The 22,526-nt window shown below is 69.6% G+C and carries 20 protein-coding genes; 4 read left to right on the top strand and 16 right to left on the bottom strand.

Annotated features, from left to right (window positions below):
* Nucleotides 1–5: 5 nt before the first annotated feature.
* The 10 genes from IEY58_RS29610 to IEY58_RS29565 all read right to left on the bottom strand — a co-directional run bounded on the left by IEY58_RS29610 (nt 6) and on the right by IEY58_RS29565 (nt 13,949).
* Nucleotides 6–4,418 (bottom strand): RHS repeat-associated core domain-containing protein, encoded by a 4,413-nt coding sequence (locus IEY58_RS29610; protein ID WP_189051776.1) that lies wholly within the window; start codon nt 4,416–4,418, stop codon nt 6–8.
* On the bottom strand, nt 4,415–4,972 hold the full coding sequence (locus IEY58_RS29605; RefSeq protein ID WP_189051775.1) for a DUF1795 domain-containing protein: 558 nt from the start codon (nt 4,970–4,972) through the stop codon (nt 4,415–4,417). Before IEY58_RS29605 ends, IEY58_RS29610 begins: the two co-directional genes overlap by 4 nt.
* A gap of 274 nt (nt 4,973–5,246) precedes the next feature.
* Complete coding sequence (locus IEY58_RS29600) at nt 5,247–7,070, bottom strand: TRAP transporter large permease (protein WP_189051774.1); 1,824 nt, start codon at nt 7,068–7,070, stop codon at nt 5,247–5,249.
* Between the two features lie 14 nt (nt 7,071–7,084).
* Nucleotides 7,085–8,098: a TRAP transporter substrate-binding protein gene (locus IEY58_RS29595; protein WP_189051773.1), complete on the bottom strand. Its 1,014-nt coding sequence runs from the start codon at nt 8,096–8,098 to the stop codon at nt 7,085–7,087.
* A 67-nt stretch (nt 8,099–8,165) separates the two neighbouring features.
* Nucleotides 8,166–9,350 (bottom strand): CaiB/BaiF CoA transferase family protein, encoded by a 1,185-nt coding sequence (locus IEY58_RS29590; RefSeq protein ID WP_189051772.1) that lies wholly within the window; start codon nt 9,348–9,350, stop codon nt 8,166–8,168.
* A gap of 1 nt (nt 9,351) precedes the next feature.
* Nucleotides 9,352–10,224 (bottom strand): HpcH/HpaI aldolase/citrate lyase family protein, encoded by an 873-nt coding sequence (locus tag IEY58_RS29585; protein WP_189051771.1) that lies wholly within the window; start codon nt 10,222–10,224, stop codon nt 9,352–9,354.
* 29 nt (nt 10,225–10,253) lie between these two features.
* Nucleotides 10,254–11,114 (bottom strand): HpcH/HpaI aldolase/citrate lyase family protein, encoded by an 861-nt coding sequence (locus IEY58_RS29580; protein WP_189051770.1) that lies wholly within the window; start codon nt 11,112–11,114, stop codon nt 10,254–10,256.
* A complete protein-coding gene (locus IEY58_RS29575; protein WP_229744052.1) occupies nt 11,111–12,337 on the bottom strand; it encodes a CaiB/BaiF CoA transferase family protein in 1,227 nt (408 codons plus the stop codon). The genes IEY58_RS29580 and IEY58_RS29575 overlap by 4 nt, the downstream gene beginning before the upstream one ends.
* Nucleotides 12,334–13,128 (bottom strand): IclR family transcriptional regulator, encoded by a 795-nt coding sequence (locus IEY58_RS29570; protein WP_189051769.1) that lies wholly within the window; start codon nt 13,126–13,128, stop codon nt 12,334–12,336. The genes IEY58_RS29575 and IEY58_RS29570 overlap by 4 nt, the downstream gene beginning before the upstream one ends.
* A gap of 143 nt (nt 13,129–13,271) precedes the next feature.
* Entirely contained in the window at nt 13,272–13,949 is a 678-nt protein-coding gene (locus IEY58_RS29565; protein ID WP_189051768.1) for a methyltransferase family protein, read from the bottom strand.
* Nucleotides 13,950–14,209: 260 nt separating this feature from the next.
* Between IEY58_RS29565 and IEY58_RS29560 the strand changes: the two genes are divergently transcribed.
* Nucleotides 14,210–14,386, top strand: a complete 177-nt coding sequence (locus IEY58_RS29560) for a hypothetical protein (protein WP_229744051.1) — start codon at nt 14,210–14,212, stop codon at nt 14,384–14,386.
* 73 nt (nt 14,387–14,459) lie between these two features.
* Nucleotides 14,460–14,777 (top strand): hypothetical protein, encoded by a 318-nt coding sequence (locus IEY58_RS29555; RefSeq protein WP_229744050.1) that lies wholly within the window; start codon nt 14,460–14,462, stop codon nt 14,775–14,777.
* 170 nt (nt 14,778–14,947) lie between these two features.
* On the opposite strand, the gene IEY58_RS29550 is transcribed toward IEY58_RS29555, so the two are convergent.
* Nucleotides 14,948–16,183 (bottom strand): pyridoxal phosphate-dependent aminotransferase, encoded by a 1,236-nt coding sequence (locus tag IEY58_RS29550; RefSeq protein WP_229744049.1) that lies wholly within the window; start codon nt 16,181–16,183, stop codon nt 14,948–14,950.
* 109 nt (nt 16,184–16,292) lie between these two features.
* On the opposite strand from IEY58_RS29550, the gene IEY58_RS29545 reads away from it, so the two are divergent.
* Nucleotides 16,293–17,147 carry a LysR family transcriptional regulator gene (locus IEY58_RS29545; protein ID WP_189051766.1) on the top strand — a complete coding sequence of 285 codons (855 nt, stop codon included), beginning with the start codon at nt 16,293–16,295 and terminating at the stop codon, nt 17,145–17,147.
* Nucleotides 17,148–17,176: 29 nt separating this feature from the next.
* Complete coding sequence (locus tag IEY58_RS29540; protein WP_189051765.1) at nt 17,177–18,181, top strand: DUF2891 domain-containing protein; 1,005 nt, start codon at nt 17,177–17,179, stop codon at nt 18,179–18,181.
* Here the strand turns inward: IEY58_RS29540 and IEY58_RS29535 are convergent.
* From IEY58_RS29535 to IEY58_RS29515, 5 genes are read right to left on the bottom strand one after another with little or no spacing between them, the layout of a single operon-like run.
* On the bottom strand, nt 18,178–18,678 hold the full coding sequence (locus tag IEY58_RS29535) for a flavin reductase family protein (RefSeq protein ID WP_189051764.1): 501 nt from the start codon (nt 18,676–18,678) through the stop codon (nt 18,178–18,180). The two genes, IEY58_RS29540 and IEY58_RS29535, sit on opposite strands and share 4 nt — an antisense overlap.
* Nucleotides 18,679–18,703: 25 nt before the next feature.
* Nucleotides 18,704–19,654, bottom strand: coding sequence for an ABC transporter substrate-binding protein (locus IEY58_RS29530; protein WP_189051763.1), 951 nt, complete (start codon nt 19,652–19,654; stop codon nt 18,704–18,706).
* A 19-nt stretch (nt 19,655–19,673) separates the two neighbouring features.
* Nucleotides 19,674–20,627 (bottom strand): ABC transporter substrate-binding protein, encoded by a 954-nt coding sequence (locus IEY58_RS29525; RefSeq protein ID WP_189051762.1) that lies wholly within the window; start codon nt 20,625–20,627, stop codon nt 19,674–19,676.
* Nucleotides 20,628–20,633: 6 nt separating this feature from the next.
* Complete coding sequence (locus IEY58_RS29520) at nt 20,634–21,410, bottom strand: class II aldolase/adducin family protein (protein WP_189051761.1); 777 nt, start codon at nt 21,408–21,410, stop codon at nt 20,634–20,636.
* A 4-nt stretch (nt 21,411–21,414) separates the two neighbouring features.
* On the bottom strand, nt 21,415–22,506 hold the full coding sequence (locus tag IEY58_RS29515) for an LLM class flavin-dependent oxidoreductase (RefSeq protein ID WP_189051760.1): 1,092 nt from the start codon (nt 22,504–22,506) through the stop codon (nt 21,415–21,417).
* Between the last annotated feature and the right edge of the window lie 20 nt (nt 22,507–22,526).

Below are 22,526 nucleotides of genomic sequence, written 5' to 3'. Positions count from 1 at the left end.
CCTTTTTAGCCACAACCACCTCGGCGCGGGCCCTTATTTTTCCACGTCCTAACTTCGCCATTTTCATCTGTCCACGTATAAACGGTTTTTGCTCCAGTCTTTTCAGAGAACGCGTTCATCTTTCCTTTGCAGGAATTGCATGGGGGGTATTGTCCCTCTATCAGCAAGGTATCTCCTGGTTCGGCTACAGTACTACGTGTGATTCTCGCTTCTGTGTGCGTCGCAAGCGTATTCTGCGGAAAACCGAGTGCCGCTTCGTCTGGCGTCATGTTTCCACTTTGCCATTGGCCGGTCGATTTTATATTGCCGTCCTTGTCGAATAGCGTGCTCGTCGCATAGTGCGTTCCTTGACCAGACCCAAATGCCCAGCCCCACGGGTCGATCCAGTTCAGCGGATCCGGCGCATATTGATATAGATTGAGTCCGCCCCGGAGCCCGATCGGGTCCTGGCTCGTGAACCGGCCGATCTCGGGATCGTAATAGCGGAACGTGTTGTAGTGTAGCCCCGTCTCCGCGTCGTGGTACTGGCCTTGGAAGCGCAGGTTCTGCGCCCGGCGGTGGGCCGCTTCGTCCCATTGCTCGTCGCGGTCCCACTCCTCGAGCGCGAGCGCGCCCCAGGTTCGGTAGCGCGCCCGCCAGGCGACCCGGCCGTCGTGGGTCGTGAGCTCCTCCGGCGCGCCATTGATGTCGGTGTGGAAATGGAAGATCCACTCGGGCCCGACCGTCTCTTCCCAGGTGCCTAGCTCGGCCCGTGCCAGCGGCACATAGCTGCCGGTATCCTCGTAGAGGGTGGTGAGGCAGCGCTCGCCCGCGACCTCCTGCACCAGCCGCAGCCCGTCCCACACGAACCAGACCGTCTCCGCCGCCCGGGCGCCCTCGTGCCGCCGCTTGGCGATGCGCCGGCCGAGCGCGTCGTAATGATAGCTCCAGTCGCCGCCGCGCGCCGACCAGCTGCCGACCAGCTGGTGCTCGTCGTTCCACGCGAAGCTGATCGCCCCGCCCGCCGCCGTGCGCTTGGTCACGAGCCGGCCCTGGAGGTCATAGTCGTAGCGCATCCCGCTCCAGCGCACGACCCGGTTCAGCTCGACCGCGCCCGCGATCACCCGAAGCGTGCGGTCGACCGGCACCGCGTTCGATGCCTGGTCCCAGGCGAAGCGCTCGTCGAGCGGACCCGGCGACGGGTCCGAGAACGGCGCGGCCGTCTCGCCCGGCGCCGTGCGCAGCGTCTCATTCGCGACGATCCGCCCGGCGCGGTCATAGCCGTAGCGGCGCTCGGCCATGCCCCGCTCGCGTCGCTGTGCCAGCAGGCCCAGGTCGTTATAGCCGTAGTCCTTCGCAAGACCCCCACCGAACGCGGCCGGCGCCGCCGCGACCGCGAGCCGCCGGCCCATCGGGTCGAGCGCGAATTGGCTCTCCAGCGCGCCCTGGCTGCGCCCGACCTCCCGATGCAGGTCGTCGCGCGTCAGTTCCGAAACCACTGTGTCGCCGAGATTGACCTGCAACAGGTGGCCGCTGCCGTAGCGCAGATAGCGTACGTCCGGCCCGTGGGGCAGGGCGGTTGCGACGATGTTGCCGAGCGCATCGCGCGTATGGCGGATCGCCGTCCGGCTCGGCTCCGGCAGCGCCTCCCACGTCCAGGTGCCCGGCTGGCCCGGCACGGCGGCCGCCCGCTGCCGGCCCAGTCGACGGATCTCCGTCGTCTCCTCGACGAGCCGGCCGGCCGCATCGTAACCGAAGGTCGCCATATCGACGGACGTCTCGCCGTCGGCCGCGAAGCGCCGCACCCGCGTCACCCGGCCAGCCGGATCGTAGTCGTAGCGCGTCACCGACTCCGCCGCGCGCTTGCCGATGAGGCGGCCCAGGAGGTCGCGCTCCAGGCTGAGCACGCTCGCCGCGGGCGTGCCCGCCCCGCGCACGACCTTGACCGGCAGGTCGCGCGCGTCGAGCCCGTATTCGGTGCGCAACCCATCGATCCCGGTTTCGGCCACCAGCCGGTCGGCCACGTCATACTCGAATCGCGTCTCCTGGCCCGCCCCGTCGACCAGCAACGCAAGCCGCCCGGCCGCGTCGTAGCGCCGCCCGACCAACGCGCCCGCTGGATCGACCGTGCTCATCAGCCGCCCGGCCGCATCCCAGGAATAATGCGTGATCGACCCTGACCGCTCCACCCGGCCGAGATAGCCGCCCGGCAGCCAGTGCCACGCGGTCGCGATCCCGTCCGGCGTCAGGCGCGTCGCCGGCTGGCCGGCCGCGTCCCAGACCTGGATCGTCGCGTGCCCCGCTGCGTCGGTCTCGCGGATCGGCAGGCCCTCGGCGTTGTAATCCCAACGCGTCTCCTTGCCGGAGCAATCCCGGTAGGCCGACGCCTGGCCGTCCGGTCGCCGCTCCCATCGGCTGAGGCCGCCGCGCTCATCGCGCCGCTCGATCACGGCCCCCCGCACGTCCCGGGTGAATGCGATCTGTCCGCCTGGATGCCCGAGCGCCGTCAGGTTGCCTCGTCCGTCGTACTCGAACCGCGTCTCGGCCCCGTCCGGCCCCGCTTCCAGCACCGGCAGCGTCGGATCGACATGCCACCAGTCGATCCGGGTGCGCCCGCCGAGCGGGTCGGCCGCCTCGACCAGATTGCCGCGCTCGTCATACTGCTGGGTCCAGGTCGCCCCGTCCGGCTCGATGCACGCGACCGGCAGCAGGTTCGCGTCATATTCCCAGCGCCAGGTCCGGCCGAGCGGGTCGGTATAGGCCGTGATCTGATAGGGTCCGATCCAGTCCCACGCCTGTTTCCGGCCCAGATGGTCGGTCACGACCGTCGCGCCGCTCTTCCCGTCGGCGCCCAAGCGATACTCGGTCTGCCAGGCTTCGCCCTGGCTCGTCCAGTGCCGCACCACCCGCGGGTGGTCCCCCGCCTGGGCCCAGTCGTAATGGGCGGTGAGCCCCGTTGGCAGCGTCTGCGTCGCCATCAGGTTCCGGCCCGGCCCCGTGTCGTGCCAGCCGAAGCGCCGCACCACCGCGCCCGCGCGGTCCGTTACCGTCGTGAGCCGCCCGGCGGCATCGTAGCCGTAGCGCACCAGCACCACGGCCGCCTCCGGCGCCTCGGCCGTCGCCGGCGACCTGATCCAGGCAACCTTGGCAATGCGGCGCGGGTGGGGTTCGTCATAGTCCAGCCGGTAGCACCGGCCGACACTATCGGTCAGCGCCGTCAGCCGCCCCGCCTCGTCATAGTCGAGGACAATCGTGTTGCCGTTGCGGTCTTCGATGTGCCGCAGGGGCAGATCGCGCCCCGGCCGGTCCGGCCCGAAGTCGTAGCAAAGCCCGTCCGGGTCGCGCGCCAGCCAGCGCCCGGAGACGCGGCCCAAGGTCCAGCCGTAGAGGATGTTGGCCGTGGCGGCGCCGGATCCGATCGGACCGAACGGCATTTCGATGCCTTGCGCGTCGGTCAGCGTCGCCTCGATCAGCCCATCGAGCGACACCGATGTGGTTGCGCTCAGCGTCACCGTGACCGGCAGGCGCCAGCCGGGGCCGAGCGGCCCGTCGGTCGTGTCCAGGCTGTTATAGGTTCGGACCCAATTGAGCGGCAGGCGGCCCGGCAGCGCGAAGTCGGTGTCCTGAGACCCGTCCAGGAACTTCGCCCCGGTCGGCGCGTGCACCGGGCGGCCGAAGCTTGCGGTCAGCACCTTGTCGGTAACGTAGCCGGCGGCCATGCCGACGCCGAGGCAGGCAAGCTTGCCGGGAATCGACTTCCAGTTCCGCGTGCAGACTGCGAGCGCGATGCCGGCGATCATGCTGACGGTACCGAGCCAGCCCGGCATGCCGGACTCGATCTCGCGCGTCGCAATCGGCGGGCTGCCGATGAAAACGTTCGGCGAGCCCTTCGACGTCTTGCCGCCGCAATCGGTCTGGTCGCCGACCCGATGCGCCGGCGCCCCATTGATAAAGACGGTCGAGGCGCCTTCCGCGACATGCTGCTTCTTTGTGTGCCGGTCGCATTCCACCCGATTGTCGTCGTCCTGCTCGCCGCCCGGCATGGCGCGGGCTGCCGGCAGGTTGTTGATAAAGACGTTGGGCGAGCCCTGGACGATATGGCCCATCACTTCGGGCGGAAACACGGAGTCGAGCGCGCCGCCAACGAAGTTGCTGACGTCGCCCGGCAGGTCGCCGGGGCCGTGCAGCCCGGCCGCGTGCATCGCCTTGTCGGCGCCGAACTCCATGCCGGCCGCGACGACGGCGCCCAGAACGACGGCACCGAGCCCGCCGGTGCCGACCACGAACGCGGCTGCCAGGCCGAACACGGCGCCGACCGCGATGCCGGTCAGCAAGCCGGCGCCGACCTGGCCGATCTCGGACAGCAACGACTCATGTTCGATCGGGTCGCCCAGCCGCGCCGCGGCCGGGCCATCCGGCGAAGACGCCGCGTCCGTCACGTCGGCCGGACCTCGACAGGCCCCTCCGGCGGCGCGAACCGGAAGCTGCAGATCGACCGCAAGAGCGCCTCTCGCGTCTCGACATCGGCAGCGTCACGGGGCACAGAGGCGGTGAAATTGAGGAGGCGGCGCTCACGGAGCACGATCACCACGGCCTGGAAGAAGGACGTGCCCCGGTTGTTCCAATGGAACTCCAGCAGGTGCGACGGATGCGCGTCCAGCTCGCCGGGCGTGTCCTGCAACAGGGTGAAGCCGGGCAGCTCTTGCTGGAACAGCAGCCGCTGCCGGGCCACGTGCTCGTCGAGGCTCATGTTCGCCGGCAGCGTGTCCCGCGTCACGACGATGCTGGCGCCGCCATCGGCGCCGATCGGGCGCAGCATGGTGACGGTCCGGTCTTCCCAGATGCCAGACAACGGGCCGCCGGACAAAGGACCGTCGGACAAAGGACCGTCGGGCAGGCGCAATGCGCCCTCGTGCATCCGGCAGAGCGGCGAAGGCTTGTCGTTCGCAGCAGCGGGCGGGTTCGACGGATCGAGATCGTGAGCTGGCGGCACTGGCGATCTTCCCTGCACGGATGAGAAGATGCTGCAGTGCCGAACACTCTCAGGTTTAATCTGATACAACCCCCGCGCGGCCGGTTCAAGAGGTCTCAGGCGTGCGGCTGCAAGGGGGCAGAGTAAAATGCCGGCGACCATCGGCCGCCGGCGATAAGAGCGCCGCGGAATCCGGATGGATCATCCATCATCGCGCTTCCATTCGGCTGCTCGGCCGGCACCTGTCGCCGGATGATCGGCGCGCGGGGTGGCGCCGCCGCCCGCTACGCCCCCGCTAACCGAGGAAGCCGATCGAGATCCAGGGCACGGCCGCGACGATGATGAGCGCCACGATCAAGGTCGCCATGTAGGGCCAGATCCGGCTGAACGCTTCGTCGCTCGAGACCTTGCCGATCAAGCAGGTCTGGTAGAAGCCGACGCCGAACGGTGGCGAGAACAGGCCGATGCCCATGGCCAGGATGGCAACGATGCCATACTGGACCAGGTGGATGCCCAGCTGCTGGGCCGCCGGAAACAGCAGGGGGCCGAACAGCACCATGGCCGGCAGGCCCTCAAGCACGCTGCCCAGCACGACGAAGAGGACGACCGACACGGCGAGGAAGCCGGCGCTACCGCCGGGCAGGCTGGTCATCAACTCGGCCAATGTCTGGGCGAAGCCGGCCTGGGTCAGCGACCAGGCCATGGCGCTCGCTGAGCCGATGATGAGCAGGATGGCGCCCGACAGCGCCGCCGTTTCGACCAGGATCGGGAACAGGCGGCGCCAGTCGAAGCAGCGATAGACGAAGAGCCCGACCAGGATCGAATAAACGACGCCGACGGTCGCAACCTCGGTCGCTGTCGTGATGCCGGCCAGCACCACATAGCGGATGAGAAACGGCAGGATCAGCGCCGGCAGGGCGATCAGGAACAGCCGGCCGACCTCGGCAGCGGTCGCGTGCGTGCGCTCCGGACGGTCCCCACGGGTACGGAAGAACACGAGCAGCGCCAGGCCCGCGGCGGCGATCGCCGCCGGCAGCAGCCCGCCGGTGAAGAGTGCTGCGATCGAGACGCCGGTGACGGCGCCGACGATGATCAGCACCAGGCTCGGCGGGATCGTCTCGGACATGGCGGCGGAGGCCGCGAGCAGGGCCGCAAGCTCGCCCGGCGGCACGCCGCGCCGGCGCATCTCGGGCAGCAGCACCGGTGCCACCGCCGCCTGGTCGGCGGCCTTCGAGCCGGAAATGCCCGAGATCAGGTACATGGCGGCGATCAGCACGTAGGACAGGCCGCCGCGCCGGTGGCCGACGAGCGCCGCCAGGAAATTCACCATGGCGCGGGCGATGCCGGTCATCTCCAACAGCAGCCCCAGCACCACGAACATCGGCACGGCCAGGAGCTCGATCGACGACATGCCCTGGTCCATCTGGCTGATGACGACCGAGAGCGGGATGTTGCTGGTGAAATGGATGTAGCTGAACGTCGAGATCGCGAAGCTGAAGGCGATCGGCACGCCCAGGAAGATGCAGAAGCCGACCATGCCGATGAAATAGATCAGCAGGTCGCCGTTACCGAAATCGAAGGCGTCCTCGAGCCGGTCGAGCCCGAGCCACACGACTGCGGCGAAGCCCAGTACCAGTGCGATCTCGAGCCAGCTCGCCTCGCCCAGCAGCTGGCGCAGCGCCACATAGAGCAGCAGCACCAGGGCGGCGAGCTGCCCCAGGATCTCCCAGGAGCCAGGCATCTGCAGCACGGGCGTCAGGATTGCCGCCTGCTGCTCCGCGTAGGTCAGGCCCGGCACGATCAGGCAGAGCGCCACGATCACGACCAGCATGGCCGAAAGACAGGCGGCAAGCCGCCGGGCGCGCGGCCCCAGGCGGCCCACGATGACGGTCATGCGCATATGCTCGGTGCGGCGGAGGGCGACCACCGCACCGAGGCTGACCAGCCAGAGGAACAGAATGCCCGCGACCTCGTCGGCCCAGACCAGCGGGTGGTTGAACGCATAGCGTCCGACCACCCCTGCGAACAGGAGGACGACCTCGATGGCGACGAGACTGGCGGCCACGCCTTGGCTCAGCCAGTCGACGGCCCGATCGAGGCCGCGGAAGATGCTGCTCACCGGCTGCCGGGGCGTCAGGCGAGCGGACCGGTGAAGCTTTCGAGCGCCGTCCAGAGCGGGGCGCCGAACTTGTCCTTCCACGTCTTGTAGAAGCCGGACTGGGTCAGCACCTTCTGGAACGCCGTATTATCGGGCTTGGCGAATTCCATGCCCTGCTTCTTCAGCGTCTCTTCGAGCGAGGCGTCGAGCGCTTGGTTGGCCTTGCGTTGCTCGAGCGCCTGCGCGTCGAACGTGTCGGCGATGATTTTCTTGTGATCGTCCGGCAGTCCGGCCCAGAACTGCCCGTTCATCAGCAGCCAGTATCCGACCCACATGTGATTGGTGAGCGAGCAGTATTTCTGCACCTGGTCGAGCTTCATGGTCTCGATGTTGCCGAGCGGGTTCTCCTGGCCATCGACCACGTGGGTCTGCAGCGAGGTGTAGAGTTCGGCCGCGTTGATCGTGGTTGCCGAGGCACCCAGCGATTGGAAGATCGAGAGCGAGATCGGGCTCGGCGGGACGCGGATCTTGAAGCCCTGCAGGTCGGCCGGGCTGTTGATCTGCTTGGTGCTGGACGTGATCTCGCGGAAGCCCTCGTCCCAGATGCGGTGCATCGGATGGAGCCCGACCTTCTCGATGTCCGCGCGCACCAGGTCGCCGACGCTGCCGTCGAGCGCCTTCCACGCCATCTCCGGGGTCTTGAAGGCGAAGCCGACATTGTCGATCGCGGCAGTCGGCACCAGGGTCGCCAGGATATTGTCGCCGATCGCCATCATCTGCATGGCGCCGGAGCGCAGGTTCGACAGCATGTGCGTGTCGTCGCCAAGCTGGCTGCTCGGGAACACCTGCACCTCGACCTCGCCCTTGGTCGCGTCCTTGATCTTCTGGGCGGCGGTGGTGAGGTTCACCGTCGTTGGATGGTCGGTCGTGAGGTCAAGCCCGAACTTGATGACCGTCCGGCGTGCGGCGAAGGCCGGCCGGATCGCCACCGTGGCCGCAGCCGCCGTGGCCCCCATCAGAAATTGCTTGCGCGTCATTGCCATCTTCATGGCCGTCCCTCCCGTTTGTTAGTGGTTGTCGAATGTAGCCTGCCAAGCTTTCACTGGGCTTTCGGCCTTACCCGTCGCCGAGTGCCGCCAGGATCTCCTGCTCGTGCTCGCCCAGGGCCGGCGCCGGGCGGCGAAGCGCGCCCGGGGTTTCGGACAGGCGCGGAACCACGGCATGCATGGGCAGGCTGCCCAGGTCCGCGTCCGCCATCTCGACCAGCACGCCGCGGCCCTGGACATGCGGATCCGCCTCGAAGCCCTGGGCGTCGTAGACCGGACCGACCGTCACCTCGGCCGCCTCGAAGAACGCCAGGTTCTCGGCGAGCGAGCGGGCGCCGATGAAGGCGGCGACGACGGCGTCCACGTCCTCGACATGGGCGAGCCGGTCCGCATTGGTGCGGAACCGCGGATCGTCGATCATGTCCGCCCGGCCGATCGCGCGGAACAGGCGCTCCGTCATCGCCTGGGTCGAGGCGGATAGGGCGACCCAGCCGCCGTCGGCCGTCGCGTAGATGTTGCGCGGCGCCGTGATGGACGCTCGGTTGCCCGAGCGCGGCGGGATGCTGCCGGTGATGCGCCAGGCGGCGGCCTCGGGGCCAAGCGTCGCATGCAGCGGTTCCAGCAGGGAGAGATCGATCACCTGGCCCTTGCCGCCGGGCCGCTCGGCCTCGCGCACCGCCACCATGGCGGCAAAGGCGCCCTGGATGCCGGCCACCATGTCGGCCAGCGCGAAATTCGGAAGCGCCGGCGGCTTGTCGGCGAAGCCGTTCTTGGCGGCGAAGCCGCTCATCGCCTCGACCAGGCTGCCGAAGCCCGGCCGCTCGGCATAGGGACCGGTCTGGCCGAAGCCGGAGATGCGCACGAAGACAAGCTTGGGATTGAGGCGTGCGACCGCCTCGGGGCCGAATCCCGCCGCCTCCATGCTGCCGGGGCGGAAGCTTTCGACCAGCACGTGGGCGGTCGGGATCAGCCGGGCGAGCAGCGCCTTGCCCTCGGCGCTGCGCAGGTCGAGCCGGATGCTCTTCTTGTTGCGGCCATAGACCTTCCAGTAGGCCGCAACACCATCCTCGCGCCAGGCGCGGAGCGGGTCGCCCGAGGCCGGCTCGAGCTTGATCACCTCGGCACCGAAGTCGGCGAGCTGTAGGGTCAGCATGTTGCCGGCGACCAGGCGGGAGAAATCGAGCACGCGCAGCCCGTCGAGCGGGCAGGACTGCTCGGGCCGGTAGGGTTGGGCCGGGGGGATCTCTGTCGTCATCTCAGCGCCCCCGAGCCGCGGCCAGCATGCGCCGCGCCTTCTCGACGACCGGATAGTCGACCATGGCGCCGCCGACCGAGACGGCGGCAGCCCCCGCGGCCTCGGCTGCCTCGAAGGCAGCGACGATCTCGCGCGCCCGGGCGAGCTCGGCTTCGCTCGGCGAGAACACCTCGTTGATCGTCGCGATCTGCGCCGGGTGGATGCAGGCCTTGCCGCCGAAGCCCATGGCGCGCGCCCGGGCGGAGGCAGCGCGCAGGCCGTCCGGATCGCGGATGCCGACGAACACGGAGTCGATCGGCGCCGCGAGGCCGGCCTGGCGCGAGGCGAGGGCCACCGCGAAGCGCGCATGCGCCATGGTGCCGGTTTCGTCGGTAATATCGACGTCGAGGTCGAGCGCGAAATCGACCGCGCCAAACATCAGCCGCTGCACGCGCTCGGAGGCGCGGGCGATCTTGGCCGCGGCGGCGACGCCGCGGGCCGTCTCCAGGATCGGCAGGATCGCGATGCTGCCGGCCGGCTTGCCGGCCCTGGCCTCGAACTGGGAAAGCACCCAGTCGGCCGTGGCGAGCTCGCTTGGCGATTCGGCCTTGGGCAGCACGATGCCGTCGAGCGCCGCCGCCGCGGCCGCCTCGAGATCGTCGAAGCAGAACGGCGTCGCGAGCGCGTTCACGCGCAGGAAGACCTGCGTCGACCGGCGTGCCTGCAGCAGCCGCGCGGCGCTCGCGCGCGCCTCAGCCTTTTCCGCGATCGCGACAGCATCTTCGAGATCGAGGATGACGCCGTCCGCAGCACTCGCGAACGCCTTCTCGGCCTTGTCCGGGCTTGTCGCCGGCACGAACAGCAGGGAGCGCGGGGCGTGGACGGTCTCGGACATGGCGGGGCGACCTTCGACAGGGGGCATAACTACAGGATCTCGCCGGGGCGCGAACCGGCGCGCGCGATCAGCCGCCGAGCGCGCTCGACGATCGGCAGATCGACCATCTGGCCGTCGAACACGAAGGCGCCGCGGCCCTGGGCTTCGGCTTCGTCGAACGCGGCCACCAGCCGGCGCGCCTTGTCGAGCGCCGCGGGTGAGGGCGAGAAGGCCTCGTTCAGGATCGGCACCACGGCCGGATGGATGCAGGAGGCGCCGTCGAATCCCAGCGACCGTGCATCCCGCGCGCTCGCCGCGATCGCATCGGTGTCGCTGTAGTCGGCGACCGAGCGCAGCAGTCCGAAGGAGCGAACGCCGGCCGCCTTGGCCGCCAGATGGACGAGTAGCTTCGGCAGCCGCAGCATGTCGGCGGTTGGCTCGGCATCCATCTCGGTCGCAAGATCCTCGCCGCCGGTGGCGATCGCGAACACGCGCGGCCCCGCGGCGATGCTACGCGCATCGAGCACGGCGCCCGGGTCCTCGACGAGCGGCACGAAGCAGAGCGGCGGCCGCGCCATCTGCCGCTCGATCGGTGCCAGCCGGTTGGCTAGCGCCTCGAGCGTCGCGGGCGACTTGGTCTTGGGCACGAACAGGCCTTGGGCGCCGGCCCGGCAGGCCGCGGCCGCATCGAGATCGCGCAGCTCCGGCTGGCTGTTGATGCGCACGAACACGGCGGCGCCGGACTGGCCGACCTGTGGCACCGCGTCGGCAAGCGCGTCGCGCGCCTTGTCCTTGCCCTCCGCCGGAATGGCATCCTCCAGGTCGAGGATGATCGCGTCCGCGCCGCGCTGATGCGCCTTGGCGACGAAGCGCTCGGCGCTTGCCGGGACGTAGAGCAGCGAGCGGATCATGCGCAGGCTCCTTCGGCGCGCATCGCCGCGATCGCCGTGGCGTCGAAGCCGAGCGCCGTGAGGATTTCATCCGTGTGCTGACCCAGAGCGGGCGCCGGGCGGCGCCAAACGCCGGGCGTCGCAGACAGGCGCGGCACGATATTGTGCATGGGGAGCGAACCGAGCTCCGGATCCTCGACCTCGACCAGCACTTGCCGCTCGCGGAAATGCGGGTCGGCGACGGCGTCGGCGATGTTGTAGACCGGCCCGGCGGTGACCCCCGCTTCGCGCATCAGCGCCAGTGCCTCGCTGCGCGGCCGGCCGGCGAACCAGCCGCCGACCATCTCGTCGACCAGCGCCCGATGGCGCACCCGGTCCGAATTGGTGCGGAAGCGCGGGTCCTCGATCATCCGGCCCTGGCCGATCACCTCGAAGACGCGCTTCGCCATGGCCTGGGTCGAGCCGGACAGCGCCACATAGCCGCCGTCGGCGCAGCGATAGATGTTGCGCGGCGCCGAGGTGTTGGAGCCGTTGCCGACGCGCTCTTTGACCTTGCCGGTCCGCCGATAGATCGCGGCCTCAGGCCCGAGCGTGGAGAAGATCGGCTCCAAGAGCGAGAGGTCGATGACCTGGCCGCCCGAGCCGTTGCGCTCGCGCGCCAGGAGCGCGGTCACGGTCGCCATGGCACCCGACAGGCCGGCGATCATGTCGGCGAGCGCCAAGGGTGGCAGCACCGGCTCGCGGTCTGGAAAACCGGTCCGGTCGGCAAAGCCGCTCATCGCCTCGACCAGCGTGCCGAAGCCAGGCAACTGGGCATAAGGGCCGGTCTGGCCGAAGCCGGAGATGCGCACGACGACGAGGCGCGGGTTGCGCTTCAGCAGCAGTTCGGGGGCGAGCCCCATGGTCTCGAGCGTGCCGGGCCGGTAGTTCTCGACGAACACGTCGGCCGTCTCGACCAGCCGCAGCAGGGCCTCGCGCGCCGTCTCATGGCGGAGGTTCATCACCACCGACATCTTGTTGCGGCTGTAGGTCTTCCAATAGAGCTGCTCGCCGCCGTCGCGCCAAGCGCGCAGCGGATCGCCCTCCGGCGGCTCGATCTTGATCACGTCGGCGCCAAAGTCGCCCAGCTGCAGCGACAGCATGTTGCCGGCGACCAGGCGCGACAGGTCGAGCACGCGCATGCCGCTGAGCGGTCCCTGCGCGCCAAGATCGAATGCGCGCGGCGTTTCCGGTGATTGGGTCAAGATGGCGATCCCTCGCGTTCGGTGCGGCCGGCGGTGCCGCTGATCGGCGTCCGTCGGGCGAGTGCCCGTTCGATTCCGGCTGCCGCCTCGCGCGCGGCGCGCTCCAGGACCGGCAGCCCCTCTTTCACGCGGTCGACCGGACCGGCGAGATTGACCGCCGCCAACGGCCGTCCCCGCGGGTCGCGGATGACGACGGCGACGCCGGCCGCACCCTCGACCCGGCCGTGCAGATTGACCGCGATGCCGCTCGCCCGCGCCGCCAGGATGGCCGTCCGCACGGTGGCCGGCCGGTCGGGGCCGTCGGCGTCGGGTGGCAGGGCAGCGAGATAGGCTTCGATCTCGTCGTCGGACTGGGCCGAGAGCAGCGCCAGTCCGCTCGCGACGTGATGGGCGACCCGGTCGATCGAGATGTCGCGGTCGTATTTCAGCTCGCGCGCGGCCGGCAGGATCTTGTTGAGGTAGCGGACATGGTTGCCGTCGCTCAGCACGGCGATGAAGCCGCTTTCCCGCGCTGTCGCGACGGCTTCGGTCAGCCAGGGTGTGGCGATCCGGACCAGGGTGCCCCAGGCGGGGCGGTTGACGGCGTCCTCGCCGGGCAGGCGGGTCAACCGATAATCGCCGATGCCGTCGCGCGTGACATAACCGCGCTGCTCCAACGTCCGGACGAGCATGAGGGTGCTGCTCTTCGGCAGGTTCATCACGCGATGCAGCTCGGCGAGCGAAATGGCCGTGCTGCGCTGGGCCATCACCTCCAGCAGCTCCAAAACTCGCTCGGCGCTACGAACCGTCATGATCGTTCAGCATTATGAACGCGGACGTTATTATGAACGACGGCGGCCATGAGAAACCTCGGCCCGTCCCAAGTCAACGGCCTCGAGGGCCATGTGCGGTTTCGTCGCGCGGAGGGGGCGAGAAGGCGATCGGTGCGCCGGCCTCACCACAGGCCGGGAAGCAAGCGGAAGCGGACCTTGCCGGCATAGGCGCGATAGCCTGAGAGCCCGTCGATGAGGATGGCTTCCTCGCCGAGCGCGCGGGCGGCCAGCAGCGGGATGAACAGGGCGAGGCCGGCGAGGCCCCAGAGCGAGCCCAGCATGAGCGGCGTGCCGGCCATGAACAGGAGCGCGTAGGCGTACATCGGATGGCGCACGACCGCATAAGGGCCGGTCGTGATGACGGTCTGGTGCCGTTCCGCCTGCACCCGCACGGTGACCGCCGCGAAATGGTTTGCGCGCAGGACCTGGGCCCAGCCCGCGAAGGCGACGACGATCAGCACAGCGCCCAGCGCCTCGGCCCAGACCGGCGCCGTCGACCAGCCGAATCGCCGTGCATCGAGCGCCATGAAGATGAACCAGCTCCAGAAGAGCAGCAGGATCGTGGCCATCAAGACCCGGTCGCGCGGCCGCTGGCTGGCATCGACCGGCGACTTCAGGCGTTCGGCCAGCAAGTCCGGATCGGTCTTCCAGAGCCAGACGCCGGTCGCGCCGCCGAGGCCGATGAAGAGCGCGATGAACAGCCAGGCCTCGGGCCAGGCGAGCGTGCCGGCGGGCAGGAACAGCACCAGGCCGAGCAGCACGGCGCCCAGAAGCGACCGGACGATCATCTTTGCCAGCATGAGGCGTTCTCCCGAATCACCGCCGCCGAATCATGGCCCGCCAGCCTAGCGCAACCGGCGGGCCGGCCCAAACGGATGCCGTCCAGAGGAGTGCGGTGCTCCAGTACCAAAAATGCCACGGCCGGTTCCGGGCATATGTCCGCCCGGACCCGCGTTCTCACGGTGAGAGGACGCTAGCGCCCCCATCCCCGGCGAGGCGGCGGCGGACCGAGTGCGAGGAAGAAATGGCGATCAAATCGCTTTGCATTGTTTTGCTCAGCATGACTCTGCTCGCGGGCTGCGATCACCTGAGCCATCAGCAGCAGCGCGCGCTCAGCGGCGGTGCGATCGGCGCGGCGGGCGGCGTTGCCGTCAGCGCGATCACGGGCGGCAGCCTGTTGACCGGCGGGCTCATCGGCGGCGCCGGCGGTGCCGCGATCGGCGCCCTTACGAAGTAAGGCGGGCCAGGTGAACCCGACCAAGTAACGCCGGCGAAACAGACCGGCACCCCAGAACGAACGGATGATGAAGATGACCTTTCTTACGGTGCCACGCGGCGGCCTGCGCTTCGCTCTGTCCCTGGCGGCACTCGCCGCCATCGCGCTGAGCGCGCCGGTCGCCGCCCATGCGGACGACGACGATCAAGGCTGGCACGAACATCATGACCACGGCTGGCATCGCGGCTGGTACAAGCACCATGACGACGATGATGACGGTCCGCGGGTCTACTACGCCCCGGCCCCGGTCTACGTCGCTCCGCCGCCGCCGGTCGTGGTGGCCCCGGCGCCGGTCTATGTCGCCCCGCCGCCGGCGGCGCTCAACGTGGTCGTGCCGCTGCATTTCCACTGACGTCAAAGCAGGGCTCGGCGGCAGAGCCGGAACAGCAGGGTAATTGGGACGGCGAGGCCGACGATCGCCGCCCCACCGATGACGAGGCCGGCCAGATGCGCCATCAGCATCTGGGCCGGTCTTCGTTTGTCGGGTCTTCGTTTGTCGGGCCTTTGTTGATGGGCGGGCATCTAGCGCAGCTCGGCGCAAGCGCGTGCGATGCGGCGGGCGGCCTCCTCGAGCGTCGCCATCGGCTGGCCGAAGCTCACGCGAACATGATTTGAAAGCCCGCAATCCTCGCCCGCCAGCACCGCGACACCGGCAGTCTCGAGCAGATGGGCGGCGAAGTCGCGGCCGGTCTCGATCGGCTTGCCCGCGACGGTGCGCCGGCCGATGACGCCGGCGCATGAGACGATGAGATAGAAGGTGCCTTCCGGCAGCGGGCAGGCGAGCCCGGCGCAGCCGTCCAGCAGGGCGGCGAAACGGTCGCGCCGGCGCTGCAGCTCGGCCGCGCGTTCGGCCAGCAGCGTCTGCGGCCCGGTGAGCGCGGCAACGGCCGCCGCCTGGCTGATCGACGAGGGGCAGCCGGTCGTGAGCGACTGGACCTTGGCCATGGCGCGCACGAGCGGCGCCGGGCCGCCGGCATAGCCGATGCGCCAGCCCTCCATCCCATAGGCCTTGGCGACACCCGAGACGGTGAGGGTGCGAGGCTTGAGCTGCTGCTCGACCTCGGCCATGGTCGGCGCGCGCTGGCCGTCGAACACGATATGCTCGTAGAGCCCGTCGGCCAGGACCCGGATGCCGGGAAAATCCAGGAGCACGCGGGCCAGCGCCGACAGGTCGGCTGCGTCATAGACTGCACCCGTTGGATTGACCGGATTGTTCAGCACGACCCAGCGGGTCCGGTCGGTGATCGCGCGGTTGAGGTCGGCCGGCCGCAGCTTGAAGCCGTTGTCCGGCGGGCAGGCGACCGGCACGGGCACGCCACCCGCAAGCCGCACCTGGTTCAGGTAAGGTGCCCAGCACGGCTGCGGCACGATCACCTCGTCGCCCGGCTCGAGCGTCGCGGCAAACGCGCTGAACAGCACCTGGGTCGAGCCGGTCGAGACGATGATCTCGTCCGGACCGTAGCTGAGGCCGTTCTGCCGGGCGAAGGCGGCACGGACGGCGTCCTTGAGCGCCGGCGTGCCGTCGGTGTCGGTATAGCCGGTCTCCTGCGCGAGGGCCGCGCGATGAGCAGCGGCGACGACATGGTCGGGCGTCGGGAAATCGAGATCGCCTGCGGACAGTTCGATGACGTCGCGGCCTTCCGCCCGAAGCTCGCGCGCCCGGCGGCGCAGGATTGAGGCGGGTGAGGCGGCAATGCGACCCATCCGCGCCGCGAGGCCGTCGGCAGGGGCGTCGAGGGTCGGTGAGACCAGTGTCATGGCTCGGCTCCGGATCGTCGAAAGGATGCGAAAACCTTAGCTGAGCCTTGATCATGGGAAAATCATATGGCTCAATATTTCAATGATTGAGTTATGAAATGAATGAGCCATGAAAACGCTCGATGTCGAAGCGGTGCAGGCCTTCGTGCTGGTGGCCGATCTCAAGAGCTTCACCCGCGCAGCCGAGGCGATGGACACGACCCAGTCCGCGGTCAGCCTCAAGATCAAGCGCCTGGAGCAGGGGCTCGGACGCCGGCTGATCGAGCGGACGCCGCGGCTCGTCCGGCTCTCGGCCGAGGGCGGCGCCTTTCTCGAGCCGGCGCGGGCGCTCGTCGCGGCCCATCGGGATGCGATCGCGGCCTTCACGCTCGAACGGCGCCGGCTCGTGGTCGGCATCAGCCATCACATCGTCGGGGCCGAGCTGCCGATGCTGCTGCGCCGGGTGAGCGGCCAGGAGCCGGGCCTGGTCATGGAGATGCGCGTCTCGACCTCCCGCGACGTGCTCGACGCGTTCGAGCGCGGCGCGCTCGATGCCGCGGTGGTCCTGCGTCACGACAACCGGCGGCAGGACGGCGAAATGGTCATCGAGGAGCCTTTCGGCTGGATGGCGGCGCCCGATTTCGAGCATCGGCCGGGCGAGCCGCTGCGGCTCGCGACCCAGGCGGAGCCGTGCAGCGTGCGCACCATGGCGATCTCCGCCCTCGACGACGCGGGCATCGCCTGGACCGAGGCGTTCGTCGGCGGCGGCATCTCTACGATCGGGGCTGCGGTTTCGGCCGGGCTCGCGGTCGCCGCCCTCGGCCGCCGGGTGGCGCCGCCCGGCACGATTGATCTCGGGCCGCGGCTGGGTCTGCCGCCGCTGCCCGCGCGCGACATCGTGCTCTATTCGGGCGTTTTCGATCGCCAGGCGCGCGGCGCGCTCCGGACGCTGGCGGCCGCGATCCGCTCGACCGCGGCGGCGTAGTTTCTATACCCATGACAGGAAGGACCACGATGCGACGGACCCTGACCCAAGACCTGGCGGCGGAATTCGCGCGGATCGCCCTCGGGCACGTGACCCGCGAATATCCGAACAAGCCGGACCACGTGCTGGCCGGGCCGGCCGACGCGCGGACGCCGAGCGAACTGCACCCGGTGTTCTACGGCAGCTACGACTGGCATTCCTGCGTCCACAGTTATTGGATGCTGGCCCACCTCTTGCGCCGCTTTCCCGACTTCGCGCCGGCTGCCGAAATCCGCGCGCTGTTCGACCGGCAGTTCGTGGTGGAGAAGATCGCGGTCGAGTGCGCCTATCTCGCGGCACCGACCGCGCGCGGCTTCAAGCGACCCTATGGCTGGGCCTGGCTCTTGAAGCTCGCGGCGGAACTCGTGGGCCACGAGGACCCGCGCTGGGCCGTGGAATTGGCGCCGCTCGCCCGCATCTTTGCCCAGCGCTTCCGGGATTTCCTGCCGCTCGCGACGTTCCCGGTGCGCGTCGGCACGCATTTCAACACGGCCTTCGGCCTGCGCATGGCGGCTGACTATGCCGCGGCGACGGCCGATGCCGAGCTCGCGGCGCTGCTCCTCGCGACCGGTCGCCGCTGGTATGGCGAGGATGCCGACTGCCCGGCCTGGGGCGAACCCAGCGGCGACGACTTCCAGTCCTCCGCCCTGATCGAGGCCGAATGCATGCGGCGCCTGCTGCCGGCCGAGGAATTCCTGCCTTGGTTCGACCGCTTCCTGCCGCGCATCGCCACGGGCGAGCCCCGCACCCTGTTCCAACCAGCGACCGTCTCCGACCGGACCGATGGCAAGACCGCCCATCTCGATGGCCTGAACCTGAGCCGTGCCTGGTGCTGGCGCTCGCTTGCGGCGGCGCTGCCGGCGGGCGACGAGCGCCGGCCGGTGGCGGAGGAGGCGGCCGAGATCCATCTGGCCGCCGGCCTGCCGCATCTCGCCGGCGACTACATGGGCGAGCACTGGCTCGCGAGCTTTGCGGTGCTGGCGCTTGAGGCTTAAGCGAGCGTGCGATAGCGGCCGGCGTGGTAGAGCAGCGGCTCGCCCGCGCCGGTCGCGATCTCCAGCACCTCGCCGATGAACAGCGAGTGGGTGCCGAGCCGGCTCTGCTGGACGACCCGGCAGTCGAACACGGCGAGCGCGTCGGCGAGGGCTGGGACGCCGGACGGCAAGTCGATCCAGCCGCCGGCGAAACGCTCCTCGGCGGAGAGCTTCGATTGCGCGAAGCGGCGGGCGGCGTCCTCGTGCGCCGGCGTCAGGATATTGACGGCGAAGCGCCCGGCGCCGTCGATCAGCGGCTCGGCACTCGCCTGCCGATTGACGCAGATGAGCAACTGCGGCGGCTCGGCGCTGACGGAAGTGACGGCCGTCGCGGTCAGGCCGTTGCGGAGCGCGCCATGGCGGGCGGTGATGATCGTCACGGCGGCCGGGACCAGGCCCATCGCTGCGCGATACTGTGCCGGCGAGACAAGACAAGGCCGGTCAATTGAATCAGGCATGAAGCTTCCTTGGGCTTGGGCGGTGCTATTGCGAGAGGGCCGGCGTGTCGAAGCTGCGGTCGATCGCGGCGGCGACATCGACCCGCCGCAGCAGAATGCCGTAGCGGGTCGAGCGGTCGGCCGCCTGCTGCACCTCGGCGATCACGGCATCGTCGATCGCGAGCGGGGTGCGGTGATCATCTTCGTAAGCGCGTGCCACGATCGGCGCCGACAGGCCGGTGAGGCCGGCATTATAGGCGGCATACTCGGGGATATGCTCGAGCCCCCAGGCCCAGGCGGCATAGAGCCGGCGGCGGAAATCGGCGAGCGCCGCGCGGCGGCTCGCGATCGCCTGCTGGTTCGCGACCAGGAAGGTGATGGTCGGCGTGAGCCCCGTGCCGTCGGCAATGACGCGGGCGCCGTCTTGCATGATGGCGGTCGAGACATAGGGTTCCCAGATCGCCCAGCCGTCGACCGCGCCGGAGAGGAGCGCCGCCCGCGCGTCGATCGGGCCGAGATAGCTCCATTTCACCTGGTCGGCGGGAATGCCCGCCTGCTCCAGCACGGCCAGGATCAGGAACTGGCCCCAGCCGCCCTTGTTGCCGGCGAGCCGCTTGCCCTTGAGGTCGGCGATCGTGCGGGCGGGCGAGTCCTTCGGCACCAGGATCGCCTGGGACCGGGCGGCCGAGCGCGTGCCGCCGATCGCCCGGATGGGGGCGCCTGCCGAATAGACCGTGAGGAACGCAAGGTCGCCCGTATAGCCGACGTCCAGTGCCCCCGTGTTGAGCGCCTCCAGGATCGGTGCCGCGGCCGGGAACTCGGACCATTGCACCTTGTAGGGCAGGTCCTTGGCGAGGCCGGATACTTCGAGCAGTGCTTTCAAGCCCGCCTTCTGATCGCCGACCCGGAGCGAGATGTCCTCAGCCCGGGCGAGGCCGGTCGCGGCGAGCAGCGCCACGAGTGCGCCGAGCAGGATGAGGGAGACGACATGTTTCATGGGCGGGATCTCCTCGGGCTCAAGGTGACGCGGTCTGCTTCACCGGCGCGGTGAAGCTGCGGTCGAAGGTCGGCGCGACGTCCAGGCGGGCATGGATAATGCCGGCCTCGGCATAAGTGTCGGCGACCTGCTGCTGCGCCGCGACGACGGCATCGTCGATCGGGATCCAGGTCTGCTGGCGGCGGACGAGCGAACGGCGCGCCGCCTCCTCCGGCACGCCGGTGAGCGCTGCCAATTGCCGCGCGTACTCGTCCTCGTGAGCGAGCGACCAGCGCTGCGCGCGATCCAATCGGTGCAACAGGTCATCGAGCGCTGCGTGCTTGTCGCGGATCGCGGCGACCGTCGCCGCCTGGTAGCTCAGGCCTGAAGACAGGCCGCGGCCGTCGACGACGAGCTTCGCATGGTCGGTCAGCTCCTCGACCGAGGTATAGGGCTCCCAGGTCGACCAGGCGTCGACCGACCCGGTCGCAAGCGCGGTCTTGGCGTCGCTCGGGCTGAGGAACAGCAGCGTCACGTCGGCGGGCGAGAGGTGGGCGCTCTTCAGCGCCGCCAGCACGAGGTAATGGCCGATCGAGCCGCGCCCCGTCGCGATGCGCCGGCCCTTGAGGCTCGCGGCGCCGGCGAGCGGACTGGTGGCCAGCGAACTGGAGGGCAGTGCCACGATCGCCGTGCCGGTCGGGTCCGAGCGGTTGACGCCGATCGCCCGGATCCGGGCGCCGGCGGCGAGCGCGAAGACGAGCGGCGCGTCGCCGATCGGGCCGCTGTCGACGGCGCCGGCGTTGAGCGCCTCGGCCAGAGGGGCGGCCGCCGGAAATTCGTGCCAGTCGATCCGGTAGGGCAGGTCCTTGAGCTCGCCGGCCGCGTCCAGCAGCGCATGCTCGCCGCCCTTCTGGTCGGCAAGCTCGAGTGTCACCTCCGCGCGGGCGACGGTCGCGAGGCCCAGGAGGACCAAGCCGAGCAGGAGAGGGCGCATGGGCGGCTACTCCAAGAGGTCGGGCTCGTCGGCGACGAGGCCTTGCCACAGCGCCTCGAAGGCGTAATGGGCCGAGCGCAGCTGGCCGACCTGCGCCGCTGTCACGGTCGCGATCTCATGGTCGAGCGCGCGCGGCGTGCCCGCGGCCTCGGCCAGCAGCTGCGCGTGGGCGGCATTGTCGGCAGCGATGAACCACCAGGCCGCCGCCTCGACGCTGGGTCCCGCCGTCAGCAGGCCGTGGTTGCGCAGGATGACGAGCTTGTGGGTCCCGAGGGCCGCCGCGATGCGGTCGCCCTCGCTCGTGTCGTAGACGACGCCGGTAAAGTCGTCGAACAGGCCCTGGTCGCCGTAGAAGGCGCAGGCGTCCTGGGTGATGGGGGCGAGCGGCCGGCCGAGGCTCGACCAGGCCTTGCCGTAGAGCGAGTGCGCGTGGGCGGCCGCGACCACGTCGGGCCGTGCCTTGTGGATTGCCGAGTGGATCGCGAAGGCGGCGCGGTTGACCGGCCGGTCGCCCTCGACGATGTCGCCTTGATCGTTGACCAGCAGCAGGTCGGACACGCGGATGCGGCTGAAATGCAGGCCCAGCGGATTGACCCAGAAATGATCGGGCAGGCCGGGATCGCGCGCCGTGATATGGCCGGCGAGCCCCTGGTCGAAGCCATAGCGGGTGAACAGCCGGAACGCGCCGGCGAGCCGCTCCTGGCGGTGGCGCCGCTCCGCCGCGATCGAGGGGCGGATCGGCGGGTCTTCGAGCGCGAAACGGCGCTGCGGTTGCTGGCTCATGGCGTCACCCTGCCTTCGCCGGGCGCTGGGCCAGGCGCCGCTCGACCAGTTCGCGTGTGTGCGGGATCAGCGCCCGGCCGTAGTCGATCGCATCCTCCAGCGGGTCGAAGCCGCGGATGAGGAAGGTAGTGACGCCCAGGTCCCAATAGTCGAGCAGCGCGTCCGCGACCTGCTCGGGCGTGCCGACCAGTGCCGTCGAGTTCGAGCGGGCGCCGGTCTCGCGCGCGATCGCGGTCCACAGCCGCTTGTCGACCCGGTCGCCTTGCGCCGCGGCGTCCAGGAGCCGGCGGGCGCCCTCGCTCTGCTTCGGGTCTCCGGGGCCGGCACCCTGCGCCGTACGGAGCGCGCGGGTCCGCTCCAGGATATCCGCGGCGCGCGCCCAGGCGGCCTCCTCCGTATCAGCGAGGATCGGGCGGAACGACACGCTGAAGCGGATCTGCCGGCCGTGGCGGGCCGCACTCGCCCGCACGCGCGCCACCTGCTCGCGCACCTGCTCGTGGGTCTCGCCCCAGAGCGCATAGATGTCGGCATGGCGGCCGGCGACGTCGATCGCCGGGGCCGAGGCGCCGCCGAAATAGATCGGGATGTGCGGCCTCTGCACCGGCTTCACCTCGGAGAAGCCGCCTTGGAAGCGATAGTAAGCGCCGTTGTGGTCGAACTGCCGGTCGCTGGTCCAGATCCGGCGCAGGATGTCGACATATTCGTCGGTGCGGGCGTAGCGCTCGTCATGGCCAAGGAAATCGCCGTCGCGCCGCTGCTCGGCATCGTCGCCGCCCGAGATGATGTGCACGGCGAGCCGGCCGCCGGTGAACTGATCCAGGGTCGCGAGCTTGCGCGCGGCCAGCGTCGGCTCGACGAAGCCCGGCCGGTGCGCCAGCATGAAGCCGAGGCGATCGGTCACCGTCGCGGCATAGGAGACAACGAGGAACGCGTCCGGCCCGGTCGAATGATGAGCGACCAGGATGCGGTCGAAGCCGGCCTGCTCATGGGCTTCTGCAAAGCGGCGGACATAGTCGCGGTCGATGATCGGGCCTTCGGCCGGATGGATCTCCGACGCCTTGCGGGTCGCGATCATGCCGATGAATTCGACGCTCATAATGATTCCTTCCAATGGCG

The sequence above is a fragment of the Aliidongia dinghuensis genome (assembly GCF_014643535.1).
In the GTDB taxonomy this organism is placed as follows: domain Bacteria; phylum Pseudomonadota; class Alphaproteobacteria; order ATCC43930; family CGMCC-115725; genus Aliidongia; species Aliidongia dinghuensis.
Note: the sequence above shows the minus strand (reverse complement) of the source record. Positions and strands in the feature narration are given on the sequence as shown.

What these genes read in the sequence shown, in the direction of transcription:
- IEY58_RS29530 (WP_189051763.1), bottom strand. Translation starts at nt 19,654, where the DNA reads ATGAAACATGTCGTCTCCCTCATCCTGCTCGGCGCACTCGTGGCGCTG.
- IEY58_RS29520 (WP_189051761.1), bottom strand. Translation starts at nt 21,410, where the DNA reads ATGAGCCAGCAACCGCAGCGCCGTTTCGCGCTCGAAGACCCGCCGATC.
- IEY58_RS29545 (WP_189051766.1), top strand. Translation starts at nt 16,293, where the DNA reads ATGAAAACGCTCGATGTCGAAGCGGTGCAGGCCTTCGTGCTGGTGGCC.
- IEY58_RS29535 (WP_189051764.1), bottom strand. Translation starts at nt 18,678, where the DNA reads ATGCCTGATTCAATTGACCGGCCTTGTCTTGTCTCGCCGGCACAGTAT.
- IEY58_RS29585 (WP_189051771.1), bottom strand. Translation starts at nt 10,224, where the DNA reads ATGTCCGAGACCGTCCACGCCCCGCGCTCCCTGCTGTTCGTGCCGGCG.
- IEY58_RS29555 (WP_229744050.1), top strand. Translation starts at nt 14,460, where the DNA reads ATGACCTTTCTTACGGTGCCACGCGGCGGCCTGCGCTTCGCTCTGTCC.
- IEY58_RS29570 (WP_189051769.1), bottom strand. Translation starts at nt 13,128, where the DNA reads ATGACGGTTCGTAGCGCCGAGCGAGTTTTGGAGCTGCTGGAGGTGATG.
- IEY58_RS29580 (WP_189051770.1), bottom strand. Translation starts at nt 11,114, where the DNA reads ATGATCCGCTCGCTGCTCTACGTCCCGGCAAGCGCCGAGCGCTTCGTC.
- IEY58_RS29550 (WP_229744049.1), bottom strand. Translation starts at nt 16,183, where the DNA reads ATGACACTGGTCTCACCGACCCTCGACGCCCCTGCCGACGGCCTCGCG.
- IEY58_RS29515 (WP_189051760.1), bottom strand. Translation starts at nt 22,506, where the DNA reads ATGAGCGTCGAATTCATCGGCATGATCGCGACCCGCAAGGCGTCGGAG.
- IEY58_RS29525 (WP_189051762.1), bottom strand. Translation starts at nt 20,627, where the DNA reads ATGCGCCCTCTCCTGCTCGGCTTGGTCCTCCTGGGCCTCGCGACCGTC.
- IEY58_RS29565 (WP_189051768.1), bottom strand. Translation starts at nt 13,949, where the DNA reads ATGCTGGCAAAGATGATCGTCCGGTCGCTTCTGGGCGCCGTGCTGCTC.
- IEY58_RS29540 (WP_189051765.1), top strand. Translation starts at nt 17,177, where the DNA reads ATGCGACGGACCCTGACCCAAGACCTGGCGGCGGAATTCGCGCGGATC.
- IEY58_RS29590 (WP_189051772.1), bottom strand. Translation starts at nt 9,350, where the DNA reads ATGACGACAGAGATCCCCCCGGCCCAACCCTACCGGCCCGAGCAGTCC.
- IEY58_RS29595 (WP_189051773.1), bottom strand. Translation starts at nt 8,098, where the DNA reads ATGAAGATGGCAATGACGCGCAAGCAATTTCTGATGGGGGCCACGGCG.
- IEY58_RS29560 (WP_229744051.1), top strand. Translation starts at nt 14,210, where the DNA reads ATGACTCTGCTCGCGGGCTGCGATCACCTGAGCCATCAGCAGCAGCGC.